This is a genomic window from Streptomyces lusitanus, assembly GCF_042647945.1.
Classification (GTDB): Bacteria; Actinomycetota; Actinomycetes; order Streptomycetales; family Streptomycetaceae; genus Streptomyces; species Streptomyces pseudogriseolus.
Genome location: NZ_JBHRWL010000030.1, coordinates 90,111 through 106,545, shown reverse-complemented (window position 1 = coordinate 106,545; position 16,435 = coordinate 90,111). Strand labels below are relative to the sequence as shown.

Genomic DNA, 16,435 nt, shown 5'->3' with positions numbered 1-16,435 from the left:
GCGTGCCCCGATCCCTCACCGGCCTCGCCGCTTGCGCCGACGACGGTCGTACGCGCTTCGTACCCTCCAAGGAGCGCAGAGTAACGAGCGTCACATTCACTGCCAACGTCGATGATCGGAATCCGGCCGGAGCCGGACGGCCGGAAGTCCGCGGCGGCATGCGGCGTGGCGCGTGAGCGGACAAGTCCCTGCCGGTTGTCGGTGCCCGCACTTAGTCTGTGCGCGTGACCCAGGATCCCCTCGCCACCATCGGTGCCGGTTCCGCGGACGCCGACCCGGTGCTCGCCGCGCCCACCCCGCAGGAACTGCGCGACCGGCTCGCCGAGCTGGTGGTGCGGGACTTGCTGGGACCCAGCGGGGACGAGCCCGAGGAACTGTCCGGCAACCCGATGGACCACTACATCATCGGGCGGCTCGCACCCGGAGGCCGCCGCGAGGAGCACGGCGGCGTGCGGCCGGTCGGCAAGGAGATCGTGCCGGACACGCTCGACGAGCCCGGCATGATGCCCGACCAGGAGCCGGAGGCCGGAGACCCGGAGCCGTCCGCGCCCAACGTGCCCAGCCTGCACCCCTCCACACTGGGGCTGACCCTGCGCGTGGAGGACGGAGTGCAGGAGCTCGCCGTCGACTGCTCCTGGGCGCGGTACGAGCGGGGCGAGTCGAGGATCGAGGGCAATCCACGCCGGGTGTTCCACCGGGTGCCCTGCTCGGGCAGAGTCACGGTGAAACTGGTCGAGGGGAAGCTGTCGGCACAGCCGGTGCACGCACGCGACTTCCCGCACATCGTCGTGCGCGGCCGGGCCCGGCGGCACGAGGGCTCGTGGCTGGTGTCCCTCTTCCTCGTCAACGGCCAGGAGGACCGGCCCGGTTCGGCCCACTGGATGTTCCAGGCCTCCATGACGGTCACGGGAGCGTCCGGCACCGCCCCCTTCCTCCCCCGGCGGAACACGGAACCGGCCGGCGGCGACGAGGACGAGCGGCGTTCGCTCGCCATGACGTACCGGTTCCACCCCGAGTTCGCGGTGGGGCACGGGACGGGCGTGCACGCCGAGCCGGACCCGGACGACCCGCGGCGTGCGGTGCGCCTCTCCACCACGGCCACGCCGACGTACGAGGTGCCGCACACGGACGTGCCCGACCCGCACCGCGACGAGCGCGACCACGACCTGCCGGAGCTCACCGACCTCGTGCTGGACATGCGCGAGCTGAGCGAACTGGAGCCGGAGCCGCTCCGCGCCGCGCTCCTCCCCCTGGTCGACGGCTACCGCTCCTGGATCGTGCGGCAGCTCGCGTCGGTGGACGATCCGGCCTCCGGGCTCGACGCCTACCGCTCCGAGGCCGAGGCGAACATGTGGCGGGCCGGGCGGGCGGCCGACCGCATCCAGGCCGGCATCGACCTGCTGCGGGACGACCCCGAGGCGCTCGCGGCGTTCCGGTTCACCAACCGCGCCATGGCACATCAGCGTGTCCACACGATCGCGGCGGCCGACCGCCGGCGCTCACCGGCGCAGTCGCTGGAGGAGGCGGTCGAGCGGGCCGATCTCCCGGAGAACCGCAGCTGGCGCCCCTTCCAGCTGGCGTTCCTGCTGCTCAACCTGCCCTCGCTCGCCGACCCGGCGCACCCGGAGCGGGCGGACGACCAGGGCGCGCTGGCCGACCTGCTGTGGTTCCCCACCGGTGGCGGCAAGACCGAGGCGTACCTGGGCCTGACCGCGTTCACCCTGGCGATCCGGCGCCGCAAGCCCCACCTGGGCGGACTGGACGCCGAACACGGGGTCGCCGTCATCATGCGGTACACGCTGCGGCTGCTCACCATCCAGCAGTTCCAGCGCGCCACCGCGCTGATCTGCGCCTGCGAGGTGATCCGCCGTGAGGCACCCGACCGCTGGGGACGCAACCCGTTCCGCATCGGGCTGTGGGTGGGCGGCCGGGTCACCCCCAACACCACCGACCAGGCGGCGGACTGGGCCAAGGAGCGCAAGCGGGACAAGGGGTTCGGCGGCTTCGGCCGGATGGGGTCGCCGCACCAGCTCACCAGCTGCCCCTGGTGCGGTTCGAAGATGGAGGCCGGCCGCGACATCGGCGTCGACACCACGCTGCGGCGCACCTTCGTCACCTGCCCGGACGCCTACGAGTGCCCCTTCGGCGGGAGCGTCTTCGGGCTGCCCGCCGACGAGCGGGGGCTGCCCGTCCTCGTGGTCGACGAGGAGATCTACCGCTTCCCGCCCGCCCTCGTCATCGCCACGGTCGACAAGTTCGCCCAGCTTCCCTGGAAGGGCGACACCCAGGCCCTGTTCGGGCAGGTGTCCCGGCGGTGCACCCGGCACGGGTACGTCACCCCGTCCGCCGTGGACGCGGACTGGGAGTCGTCCAGCCATCCGGCCGCGGGAGACCACCCCTCCGCCTCCACCGTCGACGCTCCGCGGGTACGGCCGCCGGACCTGATCGTCCAGGACGAGCTGCACCTCATCTCGGGCCCGCTCGGCTCCCTCACCGGCCTGTACGAGACGGCGGTGGACCGGCTCTCCACGTGGGAGCCCGAACCCGGCCACAGCGTGCGCCCCAAGGTGATCGCGTCCACGGCCACCGTCCGCCGCGCCGACCGGCAGATCCACGACCTCTTCGCCCGCCGGACGGCCGTCTTCCCCCCGTCCGGGCTGAGCGCGGACGACACCTTCTTCGCCCGGCGCCGCCGCACCGACGAGACACCCGGCCGCCGCTACATGGGCATCTGCGCGCCGGGCGTGCGGACGAAGTCCGTCGCCATCAGGGTCTTCGTCGCCCAGCTCGCCGCCGCGCAGCACCTGTACGAGACGTACGGCGCGAGCGGGCTCACCGACCCCTACATGACGTCGGTCGGCTACTTCAACAGCCTGCGCGACCTCGGCGGTATGCGGCGGCTGGTGGAGGACGACGTGGCGGCCAGGCTGCTGCGCACCGACGAGCGGGGGCTGTCCGTACGGCGGATCGGGGAGCCGGCCGAGCTGACCAGCCGGATGGCCTCCGAGGCCATCCCCGACATCCTGGAGAAGCTGGACGTGGGGTTCGGCCGGCGCGCCAAGGGCTCGCCCCGGCCCATCGACGTGCTGCTCGCCACCAACATGATCGCGGTCGGTGTGGACGTCGCACGTCTGGGCGTGATGATCGTCAACAACCAGCCCAAGTCGACCGCCGAGTACATCCAGGCCACCAGCCGTGTCGGCCGCCGGGCCCCCGGCCTGGTCTTCACCCTGCTCAACTGGGCGCGGCCACGGGACCTCTCGCACTACGAGACGTTCGAGTCCTTCCACGCGACGCTCTACCAGCACGTCGAGGCGCTGTCCGTGACCCCCTTCGCCGACCGGGCCGTGGACCGGGGGCTCACCGGAGTCCTGGCGGCGCTGGTCCGCAATCTCAAGCCGGACTACAACGCCAACCGCGGGGCCCAGTACGTGGACCGCCGCGGCGAGGTGGTCAGCCACGCCGTCCGCTCGTTGGAGCTGCGGGCCCGGGACGTCACCGCGGACCGGCACGTGGTGGACGAGGTGCGCGCCCGGCTCGACGCACGCCTGGACCACTGGGAGCAGAAGCGGCGGGCACCGGGGGCCGTGCTCGGTTACCGCGCCGCCAGGCGCCAGGGCGATGTCGCTCCCCTGCTGATCGAACCCGACAGCGGCCCCTGGCGGCTCATGACCTGCCCGACCTCGCTGCGCGAGGTGGAACCGCCGGTCCGTCTGATCTTCTCCGGCGAGCCGGCGGACGGGGCGGCCGGGGACGAACCGCCCTACGTGCCGCGACAGCAGCCGGCCGACGCCGCCGCCGACGGTGACCGTGACGAGGACCCCTGGGAGAACTCATGACCAGCCCCGCGCCCCAGGCGCTCCGCGTCGGCGAGCTGCGCCCCAGCCAGCTGCTGCACACCTACGGCATCGGGGCCGTCACCGACCTGCCCAACCTGTCCACCATGGTCATGGGGCTGGACGACTGGGACCCGGTCCGCGCACGCGTGCTGACCGAGGACCGGCTGCTCGCCGCCGTCCGCCGCCGCCTGGGCAACCAGGTGGCCGCCCTGCGCACCCCTCCGCACCTCCCGGAGAACCCGTCCGACCCCTACGGTGACTGGACCAGGACGGGCGTCCCGGTCAGCCTGTTCCCCCGCTGGCTGCGGTGCTCGCGCGAACGCTGCAACCAGCTCGCCCCCGCCTCCAGCGGTCTCTTCCAGTTCCGGCCCAACCTGTACCGGCCGGAGAAGACCAAGTACGTCCACGCCAACTGCGGCGGTGGCGGCAAGGGACAGCCCACCGCGCTGCCCGCCCGCTTCCTCGTCGCCTGCCCGGACGGGCACATGGACGACTTCCCGTGGGTCTACTTCGTCCACGGCGGAGCCGCTCCCTGCGAGGGGGGCACCCTGACCCTGACCGTGGCCGGCACCACCGGTGAGGCCGCCAACGTCTTCGTCCGCTGCACCTGCGACAAGGTCCGCTCCATGGCCGACGCCCTGGGCCACGCCGGCGAGCGGAACCTCCCGGCGTGCCGCGGCCACCACCCGCACCTCGGCACCTTCACCCCGGGCTGCGACCAGCACGCCCGCACCATCTCGCTCGGCGCCACCAACAGCTGGTTCGCCTCGCAACTGCGGGTGTTCAGCATCCCCCGGGCCGAGGAACCGCTCACGCAGGCGGTCAAGGAACACTGGAGCCTGCTGTCCCCGCTCGCCGCGGTTCCGGCCGACGCCGCCAAGATGCTGCTGCCCACCCAGGCGTGCTGGCCGGAACTGGAGCAGTACGGGGCGGACGCGGTGTGGACCGCGATCACCCGGGAAGCGCAGTCGCTCACCGGTGAACAGAGCGAGGAGGACGACGAGTTCGACCTCACCACTCCCGAGTGGCGGGCCTTCACCCAGCCCCGTGACCACACACTGCCCGACTTCACGACCGTACGGGAACGGCGGGTCCCGGCCGGGACCGCGGACTGGCTCGACAGCGTGGTCCTGGTGCACCGGCTGCGCGAGGTGTCGGCCCTGACCGGCTTCACCCGGATCGAGGCTCCGGAATGGCTGCCGGCCGAGGAGACCCAGGCACCGGCCGGAGCCTCGCTCAGCAGGGCGGACCCGACGTGGGTCCCCTGTGCCGAACTGCGCGGGGAGGGGGTGTTCCTGGCCCTCGACGAGGCGCACCTGTCCGCCTGGGAACGGCAGGAGGCCGTACTCGCCCGCGAGCGGGTGCTCCGGGCGGCTCACCTGGACTGGTGCCTGGCCCGGGGAATGGAGCCGCGCTGGCCGGGCATCCGCTACGTCCTGCTGCACACCCTCGCGCACGTCCTCATCCGCCAGTTCGCCCTGGAGTGCGGCTACGGGGCCTCCGGCATAGCGGAACGGGTCTACGCCCGCTCCGGCCCCGATCCCATGTCCGGCATCCTGCTGTACACCGCCGCACCGGACAGCGAGGGCACCCTGGGCGGACTGGTCTCCCTCGGTCGCGGCGAGCGGCTCGGACCGGCCCTCGACCGGGCCCTGGACGAGGCCAGGCTGTGCAGTTCCGACCCGATGTGCGCCGAGCACGATCCGCGGGACCACGGCCGGCTGCACGGCGCCGCCTGCCATGCGTGCCTGTTCGCGGCGGAGACGTCCTGCGAGCGGGGGAACCACTACCTGGACCGGGCCCTGCTCGTGGAGACCCTGGCGGGCGACATGTGCGCGTTCAGGCCGTGAGCGGCCCTCAGGGTGCGGTAGGCGGCGGTGACCGGGGGTCCTGCGACGCCACGGGCCGGCCGCGGGCGCGGGTGCCCGCCGCTCGTGACGGCGGTACGGGACACCGCTTGCCCCGCCTTCTCGCGGCCCTGTGTGCCCGCCTCCCGGACGATCTCCTCACCGAATGGGAAGAGCTCCTGGCCCGTGCGACGGGTCCCGACGACCCACGTGTCACACACTATGCCGCCGGTCAGCCCGCAGCGGGCCTGGCCGAGCAGCTGAAAGCGATCGTCCAGGTCTGGCGTGCGGAGTGTCCCGGCCTGCCCGGCGCGGCGCTCGCCCTGGCGGTCACCGCCGTCAGGTCGTCGCCACGGCCGCCACCCGCCCGGCCTGTGGTGAGCGGGCCCCTCAGCGCCGCCATGCCGGGGCGTCTGACCCGCGGAATCGCGCTGGAGGTCATCCGCTCGGCCTCCACGTCACTGCTGATCGCCAGCTTCGCGGCCCACGGGGCGGACGACGTCGTCGCGGCGACAGCCGGGGCGGCCCGGCGTGGGGTCCAGGTCGACCTGCTCCTGGAGGAGTCCACCCACGCCGCGACGGCCTTCACCGCTCTCCCCGCCGATGTACGTGTCTGGCACCGGAGCGGCGGATCGGGAGTGCTGCACGCCAAGCTGCTGGCCGCGGACCGGCACACCGCCCTGCTGGGCAGCGCGAATCTGACCGATCGCGGGCTGTCGGACAACATCGAGGTGGGTGTAGTACTCCGTGACCCGGCGGTGGTGGAACCCCTGGTCGATCACTTCCGCTGGCTCATCAGCCCTGGAGCCGGGGTGATGCGCCGCGCCCGGTAGGACTCCCCGGACCACACGGCGACGGGCGCCCGGCGCGTCACGCCGGTCAGGGCCCGACCCTCGAGATGTTCACGACCGTAGAAGGCCGGCCGCCGCGCGTCGTACGTGATGGCCCGCAAGGCCCGGGCCCTCTGGAACAAGACGGCGGGGCCGTCCCCGCCGGGGGCGCCCCCGCCGGGCGTTCTCAGCCCTTCCCGTGCTTGTGGTGTTTCCCGTGCTTCCTGCAGTCGTCCTCCAGGGCCGCCTCCTTCAGCGTGTCGCGCACTGCGTAGTACGCCGGCTTGCGGGTGAAGTCGTCCGTCATGACCGTCGCGAAGCCCTCGCCCTGGAAGAACACCGGGACCCACGAGTACTTGTCGGTGAAGCCCCAGATGGTGAACGAGTTGCAGCCGTCGACCTCCAGGCACCCCTCGAGCATCCGCTGGTAGTACTCGGCCTGCTGCTTCTCCTGCGCCGGCGTCGGGAGCGACCCCTCCGGGACGTCCATCCGTACGTCCAGTTCGGTGACCGCGGTCTCCAGGCCCAGCGCGTCGAAGCGGCGCAGGTTGTCGGCGAGGTCGCCGGGGAAGCCGTACCGCGTGCTCAGGTGGCCCTGCACGGAGAAGCCGTGCACCGGCACCCGCTGCGCGCGCAGGTCCTTCACCAGGGCGTAGTAGGCGTCGCTCTTGGCGTTGACGCTCTCGACGTTGAAGTCGTTGAAGAACAGCTTCGCCTTGGGGTCGGCCTTGTGCGCCCAGCGGAACGCGTCCGCGACGATCCCCGGACCGAGCTCACGGATCCAGATGTTGTCCTGCGTCCGCAGATTGCCCTGGTCGTCGAAGATCTCGTTCGCCACGTCCCACTGCTGGATCCTGCCCCTGTACCGGCCGACCACCGTGGTGATGTGCTCGCGCAGGATGTCGCGCAGCTCGGCCTTGGTGAAGTCGCCCTGCTCCAGCCACGCCGGGTTCTGGCTGTGCCACAGCAGCGTGTGTCCGCGCACCACCTGGTGGTTCCTGCGGGCGAACTCGACGATCGCGTCCGCCTGCCCGAAGTCGTAGCGGTCGCGCTCGGGGTGGATGTAGTCCCACTTCATCTGGTTCTCGGGCGAGACCGAGCTGAACTCCCGCCCCAGGACCTTCCGGTACTCGTTGTCGTGCGTGAAGGGGTCCGGGTAGTCCTGCTCCAGGTGGTGGCCGCCGCCCGCGACCGCGGTGCCGATCACGAAACCTTCGGGGGCGGCCGCGCGCAGCCGGTCGTGCGAGGCGTGGGAGTGCGGCGGCGGCTTGGGACCGCCCGGCGCCGCGGCGGACGCGGAACCGCCGAGGAGCGGCAGGGCCAGTGCCGCGGTGGCGAGGGCCACGGTGGTGAAACGAAGGGGTCTCATGCGGGGGCTCTCATTCCCGTCTCGTCGTTCTCGAATGTTTCGAAGACAGATACGAAACATTAGGGATGGGCGGACGGTACGGTTCTGCCGAGCGGCGCGTCAATACCCGTGCACGCGCGGGGTTTTCGCCGCGCTCATCCCGCCGACGGGCGGATCACCTCCTCCGCCACCCACCGGGCGATGCCCTCGGGGAACGGCGCCGGCAGCCCGAGCACGACGTGCCGGAACCCCGCCTCCAGCGCCTCCCCCACCGCCTCCCGTACGGCGTCGGGCCGGTCCGTGTCGACCGGGAGGTGGATCGACCGGACGATCGACGCGGGGTCGCGGCCGATGTCGGCGCAGTACCGGTCCAGCAGGGCGCTGCGGCGCACGACGTCGTCGATGTCGCCGCCCGGGATGTTCCACAGGTCGGCGTGCTCGGCGGCCACGCGCAGCGTCGCGGAGGCCCGGCCGCCGACGAGGATCGGCGGATGCGGGCGCTGCACCGGCTTGGGGTTGCCGAACGCCCCCGTCAGCCGGTGGTGTTCGCCGTGGAAGTCGAACGGCTTGTCCTCCGTCCACAGCCGCCTGATCAGCGCGCAGGCCTCGGCGAGGCCGGCCACCGCCTGCGCCGGGTCGTGGAACGGCAGCCCGTGGGCGGGGTACTCGCGCCACGCCGCGGGCGGATGCGGGCGCGAGCCGACGCCGATACCGAAGTCGAGCCGGCCGTCCGAGACGATGTCGACGGTCGTCGCGATCTTGGCGAGCAGGGCGGGCGGCCGGAACCGGTTGCTGGTGACCATGACGCCCAGCCGCAGCCGCCGCGTCTGCGCCGCGAGGGCCGCCAGCAGCGTCCAGCCCTCGAAGGCGGGCCCCTCGGGGTCGCCGAAGATGGGCATGAGGTGGTCGAACAGCCAGGCGTGCTCGATCTCGGGCACCTCGTCCGCCTCGCGCCAGACGCGGACGAGGTCGTCGTAGCCGACCTGGATGGGCGCGGTCATGATGCCGAAGCTGGGCCGTCCCGGCCGGGCGGGCGGGTGTGTCGTGTCGGACATGGGCCGAGGCCCCCTTCCGGTGGAGCGGTGGTCAGTGACGGCGGCGGCGCAGGGAGGCGTCGAGCAGCGCGGGCGGGGTGTCGAACTTCTCGCCGGGGGCCAGGTCCGTGCCGGGGGCGACGATCTCGTCGATCGCGTCGAGGACGTCGGCGGACAGCACGGTGTCCGCGGCGGCGAGCTGCGACCGGAGGTGCTCCACCGTGCGGGGGCCGATGAGCGCGGCCGTGACGGCGGGGTGCGTGGTGACGAAGCCGAGGGCGAGCTGGATCAGGGTGAGCCCGGCCTCGTCGGCGACCCGGGCCAGCCGCTCGACGGCGTCGTACCGGGCCTGGTTGTAGGGCTGCGAGGGGTCGAAGCGCTCCGGCAGGATCGCCGAGCGGTGGGTGGCGACGTCCCGGCCCTTGCGCACCGCCCCCGACAGCCAGCCCGAGGCCAGCGGGGACCACGCCAGTACGCCCATGCCGTACTCCTCCGTCACGGGCAGGACGTGGGACTCGATGCCGCGCTGGAGCATCGAGTAGCTGGGCTGCTCGGTCACGTAGCGGCTCAGCCGGTGCTCGCGGGCGGCCCACTGCGCCTGCACGATGCGGTACGCGGGGAAGGTCGAGGAGCCGAAGTAGCGGATCTTGCCCGCGCGCTGGAGGTCGGTGAGGGCGGACAGGGTCTCCTCGTCGCTGGTCGTCGGGTCCCAGCGGTGCATCTGGTAGAGGTCCACGTGGTCGACGCCGAGGCGGCGCAGGCTGTCGTCCAGGGCGGTGAACAGCCAGCGGCGTGAGCTGCCGCGATGGTTGCGCTCCTCCCCTATCGGCATGGTCGCCTTCGTGGCCAGCACGATGTCGTCGCGGCGGCCGGCGATGGCCTTGCCGACCATCTCCTCCGACTGGCCTTCGCCGTACATGTCGGCGGTGTCGATGAGGTTGACGCCGGCCTCCAGGGCCGCGTCGACGATGGCGGTGGCCTCCTCCTGCGTGGTGCGCCCGATGGCGCCGAAGTTCATCGCTCCGAGAGCGAGGGTGCTGACCTGGACGCCGGTGCGGCCGAGGGTGCGGTACTGCATGCCGTGGTCTCCTCACGGGCAGGGAAACGGAACAAGGTTCCGGTACGCGTTCTACGATACGGAACAACGTTCCGTTTCGCCAGTGGTACCGGCGACCCGGGCACGCGGAGGCGCCCTCGGGCGTGCGTGAGACCATGCGGAGGCATGCGTGAGGTGGAGGACGACGCGGTGAACCAGAGGGACGGCAAGGACGGCGACGCGGGCAGCGCCGCGTCACGGCGCAAGGACGCCCGGCGCAACAAGGAGACGCTGCTGGAGGCGGCCGCCGCGGTCTTCGTCACGTCCGGCGTGGAGGCCCCGGTGCGCGACATCGCCTCCCGGGCCGGCGTGGGTCTCGGCACCCTCTACCGGCACTTCCCGACCCGCGCGGACCTGATCATCGCCGTCTACCGGCACCAGGTGGAGGCCTGCGCCGAGGCCGGCCCGGCCCTCCTCGACTCCGCCCCGACCCCGCACGACGCCCTGCGTCAGTGGATCGACCTGTTCGTCGACTTCCTGGTCACCAAGCACGGCCTCGCCGCCGTCCTGCGCTCCGACCAGCAAGGCTTCGAGGGCCTGCACGCGTACTTCCTCGACCGCCTCGTCCCCGTCTGCACCCAACTGCTCGACGCCGCGAGGACAGCCGGCGACATCCGCGAGGACATCCCCGCGCTCACTTTGATGCGCGGCGTGGGCAACCTCTGCATCGGCGCGGAGAACGACCCCGCCTACGACGCCCGCCGCCTCGCCGCCGTCCTGGTCGACGGCCTACGCCGAACGCCCTGACGCCGACGAGAGGCGCAGTCCCGTTTCTCGGCGACGGCTACCGCCCCCGCCGGAAACCCGACCGGGAGACCCTTAGCCGACCTCCGCCCCGGCCTCCCCGTCCGACGCGAAGATCTCCGCCGTCGACGTCGCGGTGAGGGCCCTCCTGAACCACAGGCCCAGCACGTCGGGATCACCGCAGTCGACGATGCGCTCATGGTCCGCCTCGGAGACTTCGACGCCTCGGTGCCCGAGGAGGACCAGCAGGTCCTCCGCCCGGCCCTCCGCCCGGAGCTGCTGCGCGGTCTGCGACTGAAAGAACGAAAGGTCGACGGCCATGAGATGCCTCCACAAATCCGCGGCCCGCGTCGTGCCCAGGCCCTGTTCCGTGAGTTCGATGAAGGTGGTTGCGGTGTTCTCGTCGTCGGCCGACAAGCCCTTGAGTGCCTTGGCCAGCGCGTTCAGTATGGCATCGGCGCCTGGGTCACGACGGTGCAGCGCCGCGGACAGGACCGTGAGCGGGATGTCGCGAGCGGCTTCGTCCGGGCTGTCGATCACCGGCACGTCGTCGGGTCCGAGGACGAGAGGGCGCAGGCTGAGCGAGCACCACTGACGTGGGCCGATGTCGACCTGCCGGGCGGCCCACTCGGCCGTCCCCCGGGGCCGGACGGCCTTGCGACTCGACCGCCAGGAGGAAACTGCCGTCCTCGGTGTCCATCTGCAGGAGCGTGTCCACCCGCCGTTCCAGAGGCCGGGTCTCCGTGAGGTCCGTGGAGAGTGCGGTGGTGGAGACGGGAGGCGGGAAGGCGACGCCGAGGCGTCTGGTGGCGCGGGCGAACAGCCCTGGATCCTTCTGGAAGATCCGGTGCAGGGCCTCATGGGATGAGCTGACCATGAGGTGAAGCTACGGGCGCGCTGGCATACGCCGCGCGGATATGCGGCAGCGGTCATGCGACCGAGCGAACCGAGCCGCGCTCGTTGACGCTCCGAGCTGCCGCGTCACACAAAAAGGGCCCGCACGACCGAAGTCGTGCGGGCCCCTTCAGGTGCTCGCAGCAGGAGCTACCAGGTCAGAACGTCACTTGACGATCTTGGTGACCTGGCCGGCGCCCACGGTCCGGCCACCCTCACGGATGGCGAACTTCAGGCCCTCCTCCATGGCGACGGGCTGGATGAGCTCCACCTTCATCTCGGTGTTGTCACCCGGCATGACCATCTCGGTGCCCTCGGGGAGGGTCACGACGCCGGTCACGTCCGTCGTACGGAAGTAGAACTGCGGGCGGTAGTTGTTGAAGAACGGGGTGTGACGGCCACCCTCGTCCTTCGACAGGATGTAGGCCTGGGCCTCGAACTCGGTGTGCGGGGTGACCGAACCGGGCTTGATGATGACCTGGCCGCGCTCGACGTCCTCGCGCTTGATGCCGCGGAGCAGCAGACCGACGTTCTCACCGGCCTGGCCCTCGTCGAGCAGCTTACGGAACATCTCGATGCCGGTGACCGTGGTGGAGGTCTTCTCGGTCTTGATGCCGATGATGTCGACGGTCTCGTTGACCTTGAGGACACCACGCTCGATACGGCCGGTGACGACCGTACCGCGACCGGTGATCGTGAAGACGTCCTCGATCGGCATCAGGAACGGCTTGTCGACGTCGCGCTCCGGCTCCGGGATCGACTCGTCGACGGCCTTCATGAGGTCCAGGACGGACTGGCCCCACTCCTTGTCGCCCTCGAGGGCCTTCAGAGCGGACACCTTGACGACGGGAACGTCGTCGCCCGGGAACTCGTACTCGGAGAGGAGCTCACGCACCTCGAGCTCGACGAGCTCCAGGATCTCCTCGTCGTCGACCATGTCGGCCTTGTTCAGGGCGACGACGATGTAGGGAACGCCGACCTGGCGGGCCAGGAGCACGTGCTCCTTGGTCTGCGGCATCGGGCCGTCCGTGGCGGCGACCACGAGGATGGCGCCGTCCATCTGCGCCGCACCCGTGATCATGTTCTTGATGTAGTCCGCGTGACCGGGGCAGTCGACGTGGGCGTAGTGACGCGTCTCGGTCTGGTACTCGACGTGCGCGATCGAGATGGTGATACCGCGCTGGCGCTCTTCGGGAGCCTTGTCGATCTGGTCGAAGGCCGAGGCCTCGTTCAGGTCCGGGTACGCGTCGTGCAGCACCTTGGTAATGGCGGCCGTGAGGGTCGTCTTACCGTGGTCGATGTGACCGATGGTGCCGATGTTGACGTGCGGCTTAGTCCGCTCGAACTTCGCCTTCGCCACTGGGGTCCTCCTGTGGAGTGGTTCTGTACGCCTTACTTCATCGGCGCCAGGTGATCTTTGCTGGGAAACCCGGGCCCGGGTCGTCCCGCCGGGTGACGGCGGAACGACCACTTGCAGGCTCCGGGGTCAAGCCTAAAGCGTTGTCACGGAGTCCGTTGAACGGAGCCCCTTACTCGCCCTTGGCCTTCGCGATGATCTCCTCGGCGACGTTCCGCGGAACCTCGGCGTAGGAGTCGAACTGCATGGAGTAGCTGGCACGGCCGGACGTCTTGCTGCGCAGGTCGCCGACGTAGCCGAACATCTCCGAGAGGGGCACGAGACCCTTCACGACGCGGGCACCCGCCCGCTCCTCCATGGCCTGGATCTGGCCACGGCGGGAGTTGATGTCGCCGATGACGTCACCCATGTAGTCCTCGGGCGTGGTGACCTCGACGGCCATCATCGGCTCCAGGAGCACGGGCGAAGCCTTGCGCGCGGCCTCCTTGAAGGCCTGCGAACCGGCGATCTTGAACGCGAGCTCGGACGAGTCGACCTCGTGGTACGCGCCGTCGAGCAGCGTCACGCGGACGCCGGTCATCTCGTAGCCGGCGAGGATGCCGAACTGCATGGCCTCCTGCGCACCGGCGTCCACCGAAGGGATGTACTCCTTCGGCACGCGGCCACCGGTCACCTTGTTGACGAACTCGTACGAGGCGTCGCCGCCCTCGATCGGCTCGATCGCGATGATCACGCGAGCGAACTGGCCGGTGCCACCCGTCTGCTTCTTGTGGGTGTACTCGACCTTCTCGACCGACTTGCGGATCGTCTCACGGTACGCGACCTGAGGCTTGCCGACGTTGGCCTCGACCTTGAACTCACGGCGCATGCGGTCGACCAGCACCTCGAGGTGCAGCTCGCCCATACCGCCGATGATGGTCTGGCCGGTCTCCTCGTCCGAGTGGACCTGGAACGACGGGTCCTCCTCGGCGAGCCGCTGGATCGCGACGCCGAGCTTCTCCTGGTCGCCCTTCGACTTGGGCTCGATGGCGACCTGGATGACCGGCGCCGGGAAGTCCATGGACTCCAGGATGACCGGGCTCTTGTCATCGGACAGCGTCTCACCGGTGGTGGTCTGCTTCAGGCCCATGACGGCGACGATGTCGCCGGCGCCCACCGACTCGATCTCCTCACGCTTGTTGGCGTGCATGCGGTAGATCTTGCCGATGCGCTCCTTCTTGCCCTTCACGGAGTTCAGCACCTGGGTGCCGGACTCCAGACGGCCGGAGTACACGCGGACGAAGGTGAGCTTGCCGAGGTGCGGGTCGCTCATGATCTTGAACGCGAGCGCGGCGAGGGGCTCCTCGTCCGACGGCTTGCGCGCGACGACCTTCTCCGCGTCCTTGGGGTCGTGGCCCTCGATGGCCTCGACGTCCAGGGGGGAGGGCAGGTAGCGCACGACGGCGTCGAGCAGGGGCTGCACGCCCTTGTTCTTGAACGCGGTGCCGCAGAACACGGGGGTGACGGTGGTGCCCTCACCCTTGCCGGAGGCGATGGTGATGCGGCGGATCGCCGCGTACAGCTGCTCCTCGGTGGGCTCGGTGCCCTCGAGGTACAGCTCCATCAGCTCTTCGTCGTTCTCCGCGACGGCCTCGAGCAGCTTGCCGCGCCACTCCTCGGCCGCCTCGGTGTGGGTGTCCGGGATGTCGACGACGTCGTACATCTCACCCTTGGCGGCCTCGGCGGACCACACGAGCGCCTTCATGCGGACCAGGTCCACGACGCCCTTGAAGTCGGCCTCCGCGCCGATGGGCAGCTGCATGACCAGCGGCTGCGCACCCAGGCGGTCGGAGATCATGTCGACGCAGCGGTGGAACTCGGCACCGGTGCGGTCGAGCTTGTTGACGAAGCAGATGCGCGGCACGCCGTAGCGGTCCGCCTGACGCCACACGGTCTCGGACTGGGGCTCGACGCCGGCGACGCCGTCGAACACCGTCACGGCACCGTCGAGCACGCGCAGCGAACGCTCCACCTCGACGGTGAAGTCGACGTGGCCCGGCGTGTCGATGATGTTGATGGTGTGGTCGACGTCTTCCAGCGGCCAGTGGCAGGTGGTGGCAGCAGAGGTGATCGTGATGCCACGCTCCTGCTCCTGCTCCATCCAGTCCATGGTGGCAGCGCCGTCGTGGACCTCACCGATCTTGTACGAAACGCCGGTGTAGAACAGGATCCGCTCGGTGGTCGTCGTCTTGCCCGCGTCGATGTGGGCCATGATCCCGATGTTGCGGACCCTGCCCAGGTCAAGCGAAGTGGTAGCCATAAGGCTTCAGTCTTCTCTCGGTCTCGATGGGGTCTGCGACTACCAGCGGTAGTGCGCGAAGGCCTTGTTGGACTCGGCCATCTTGTGCGTGTCCTCGCGCTTCTTCACAGCGGCGCCGAGGCCGTTGCTGGCGTCGAGGAGCTCGTTGAGCAGACGCTCGGTCATGGTCTTCTCGCGACGGGCGCGGGAGTAACCGACCAGCCAGCGCAGCGCCAGCGTGTTGGCACGGCCGGGCTTGACCTCGACCGGGACCTGGTAGGTGGCACCACCGACACGGCGGGACTTGACCTCGAGGGTCGGCTTGATGTTCTCGAGAGCGCGCTTCAGCGTGATGACCGGGTCGTTGCCGGTCTTCTCGCGCAGGCCCTCCATGGCGCCGTAGACGATGCGCTCGGCGGTGGAGCGCTTGCCGTTCAGCAGCACCTTGTTGATCAGGGAGGTCACCAGAGGGGAGCCGTAAACCGGGTCGATGATGACCGGGCGCTTCGGGGCGGGGCCCTTACGAGGCATTCTTACTTCTCCTTCTTGGCGCCGTAACGGCTGCGAGCCTGCTTGCGGTTCTTGACACCCTGGGTGTCGAGCGAGCCACGGATGATCTTGTAGCGAACACCCGGCAGGTCCTTCACACGGCCGCCGCGCACGAGCACGATGGAGTGCTCCTGCAGGTTGTGTCCCTCACCCGGAATGTAGGCGGTGACCTCGATCCCGCTGGTCAGACGCACACGCGCGACCTTACGCAGGGCCGAGTTCGGCTTCTTCGGGGTGGTCGTGAACACACGCGTGCAGACGCCACGGCGCTGAGGGGAACCCTCGAGTGCGGGCGTCTTGTTCTTCTCGACCTTGTCCTGCCGGCCCTTTCGGACCAGCTGCTGGATCGTAGGCACTACTTCTCCGGTTTCTGTGTGCCGATGGGTACAGCTAACCTGGAACATCTCCGACCCACGCGGTCGGGTGTGTCGAATCCGGCGGACTCCCACCGCAAGGCAGAAGGAAGCGCTGAATTGCGGTGGCCGTTTCGCAGCCCCCGGTGCGGTGTGATGGCACGCACGAAGGCCAGGGCACACCCCAGGCACAAGGTCTGAGCGTACCTAGCTCACGGACTCCGGTCAAAACAAATGGAGTGGAGCGCGACACGCCCGACTTCTTG

12 protein-coding genes are annotated in these 16,435 nt (G+C 70.3%); 4 read left to right on the top strand and 8 right to left on the bottom strand.

Translation table 11 applies throughout. The features are described 5' to 3' along the window. Positions 1 to 224 precede the first annotated feature (224 nt). Genes drmA through drmC form a run of 3 tightly spaced genes read left to right on the top strand, consistent with a single transcriptional unit; the run spans position 225 to position 6,519 of the window. Positions 225 to 3,839: a DISARM system helicase DrmA gene (drmA, locus tag ACFOSY_RS31160; RefSeq protein ID WP_394313382.1), complete on the top strand. Its 3,615-nt coding sequence runs from the start codon at positions 225 to 227 to the stop codon at positions 3,837 to 3,839. Next, positions 3,836 to 5,689 carry a DrmB family protein gene (drmB, locus tag ACFOSY_RS31155; protein WP_394313380.1) on the top strand — a complete coding sequence of 618 codons (1,854 nt, stop codon included), beginning with the start codon at positions 3,836 to 3,838 and terminating at the stop codon, positions 5,687 to 5,689. The genes drmA and drmB overlap by 4 nt, the downstream gene beginning before the upstream one ends. Next, positions 5,584 to 6,519 (top strand): DISARM system phospholipase D-like protein DrmC, encoded by a 936-nt coding sequence (drmC, locus tag ACFOSY_RS31150; RefSeq protein WP_394313378.1) that lies wholly within the window; start codon positions 5,584 to 5,586, stop codon positions 6,517 to 6,519. The genes drmB and drmC overlap by 106 nt, the downstream gene beginning before the upstream one ends. Before the next feature lie 184 nt (positions 6,520 to 6,703). On the opposite strand, the gene ACFOSY_RS31145 is transcribed toward drmC, so the two are convergent. From ACFOSY_RS31145 to ACFOSY_RS31135, 3 genes are all read right to left on the bottom strand, one after another. Then, the gene (locus ACFOSY_RS31145; RefSeq protein ID WP_394313376.1) at positions 6,704 to 7,885 is read right to left on the bottom strand and encodes an endo-1,4-beta-xylanase; all 1,182 of its coding nucleotides are present in this window, start codon (positions 7,883 to 7,885) and stop codon (positions 6,704 to 6,706) included. Positions 7,886 to 8,019: 134 nt separating this feature from the next. Further along, complete coding sequence (locus ACFOSY_RS31140) at positions 8,020 to 8,919, bottom strand: LLM class flavin-dependent oxidoreductase (RefSeq protein ID WP_394313374.1); 900 nt, start codon at positions 8,917 to 8,919, stop codon at positions 8,020 to 8,022. Between the two features lie 31 nt (positions 8,920 to 8,950). Further along, positions 8,951 to 9,976 (bottom strand): aldo/keto reductase, encoded by a 1,026-nt coding sequence (locus ACFOSY_RS31135; protein ID WP_394313372.1) that lies wholly within the window; start codon positions 9,974 to 9,976, stop codon positions 8,951 to 8,953. Between the two features lie 144 nt (positions 9,977 to 10,120). Between ACFOSY_RS31135 and ACFOSY_RS31130 the strand changes: the two genes are divergently transcribed. After that, positions 10,121 to 10,741: a TetR/AcrR family transcriptional regulator gene (locus tag ACFOSY_RS31130; RefSeq protein WP_394313370.1), complete on the top strand. Its 621-nt coding sequence runs from the start codon at positions 10,121 to 10,123 to the stop codon at positions 10,739 to 10,741. A 72-nt stretch (positions 10,742 to 10,813) separates the two neighbouring features. On the opposite strand, the gene ACFOSY_RS31125 is transcribed toward ACFOSY_RS31130, so the two are convergent. The 5 genes from ACFOSY_RS31125 to rpsL form a co-directional block, all read right to left on the bottom strand. Continuing rightward, positions 10,814 to 11,284, bottom strand: coding sequence for a hypothetical protein (locus tag ACFOSY_RS31125; protein WP_394313368.1), 471 nt, complete (start codon positions 11,282 to 11,284; stop codon positions 10,814 to 10,816). A gap of 514 nt (positions 11,285 to 11,798) precedes the next feature. Continuing rightward, complete coding sequence (tuf, locus tag ACFOSY_RS31120) at positions 11,799 to 12,992, bottom strand: elongation factor Tu (RefSeq protein WP_006130799.1); 1,194 nt, start codon at positions 12,990 to 12,992, stop codon at positions 11,799 to 11,801. Between the two features lie 169 nt (positions 12,993 to 13,161). Beyond that, the gene (gene fusA, locus ACFOSY_RS31115) at positions 13,162 to 15,288 is read right to left on the bottom strand and encodes an elongation factor G (protein ID WP_394313364.1); all 2,127 of its coding nucleotides are present in this window, start codon (positions 15,286 to 15,288) and stop codon (positions 13,162 to 13,164) included. Positions 15,289 to 15,327: 39 nt separating this feature from the next. Beyond that, complete coding sequence (gene rpsG / locus ACFOSY_RS31110; RefSeq protein ID WP_003998848.1) at positions 15,328 to 15,798, bottom strand: 30S ribosomal protein S7; 471 nt, start codon at positions 15,796 to 15,798, stop codon at positions 15,328 to 15,330. Positions 15,799 to 15,800: 2 nt separating this feature from the next. After that, entirely contained in the window at positions 15,801 to 16,172 is a 372-nt protein-coding gene (rpsL, locus tag ACFOSY_RS31105) for a 30S ribosomal protein S12 (protein ID WP_003948652.1), read from the bottom strand. Positions 16,173 to 16,435 lie beyond the last annotated feature (263 nt).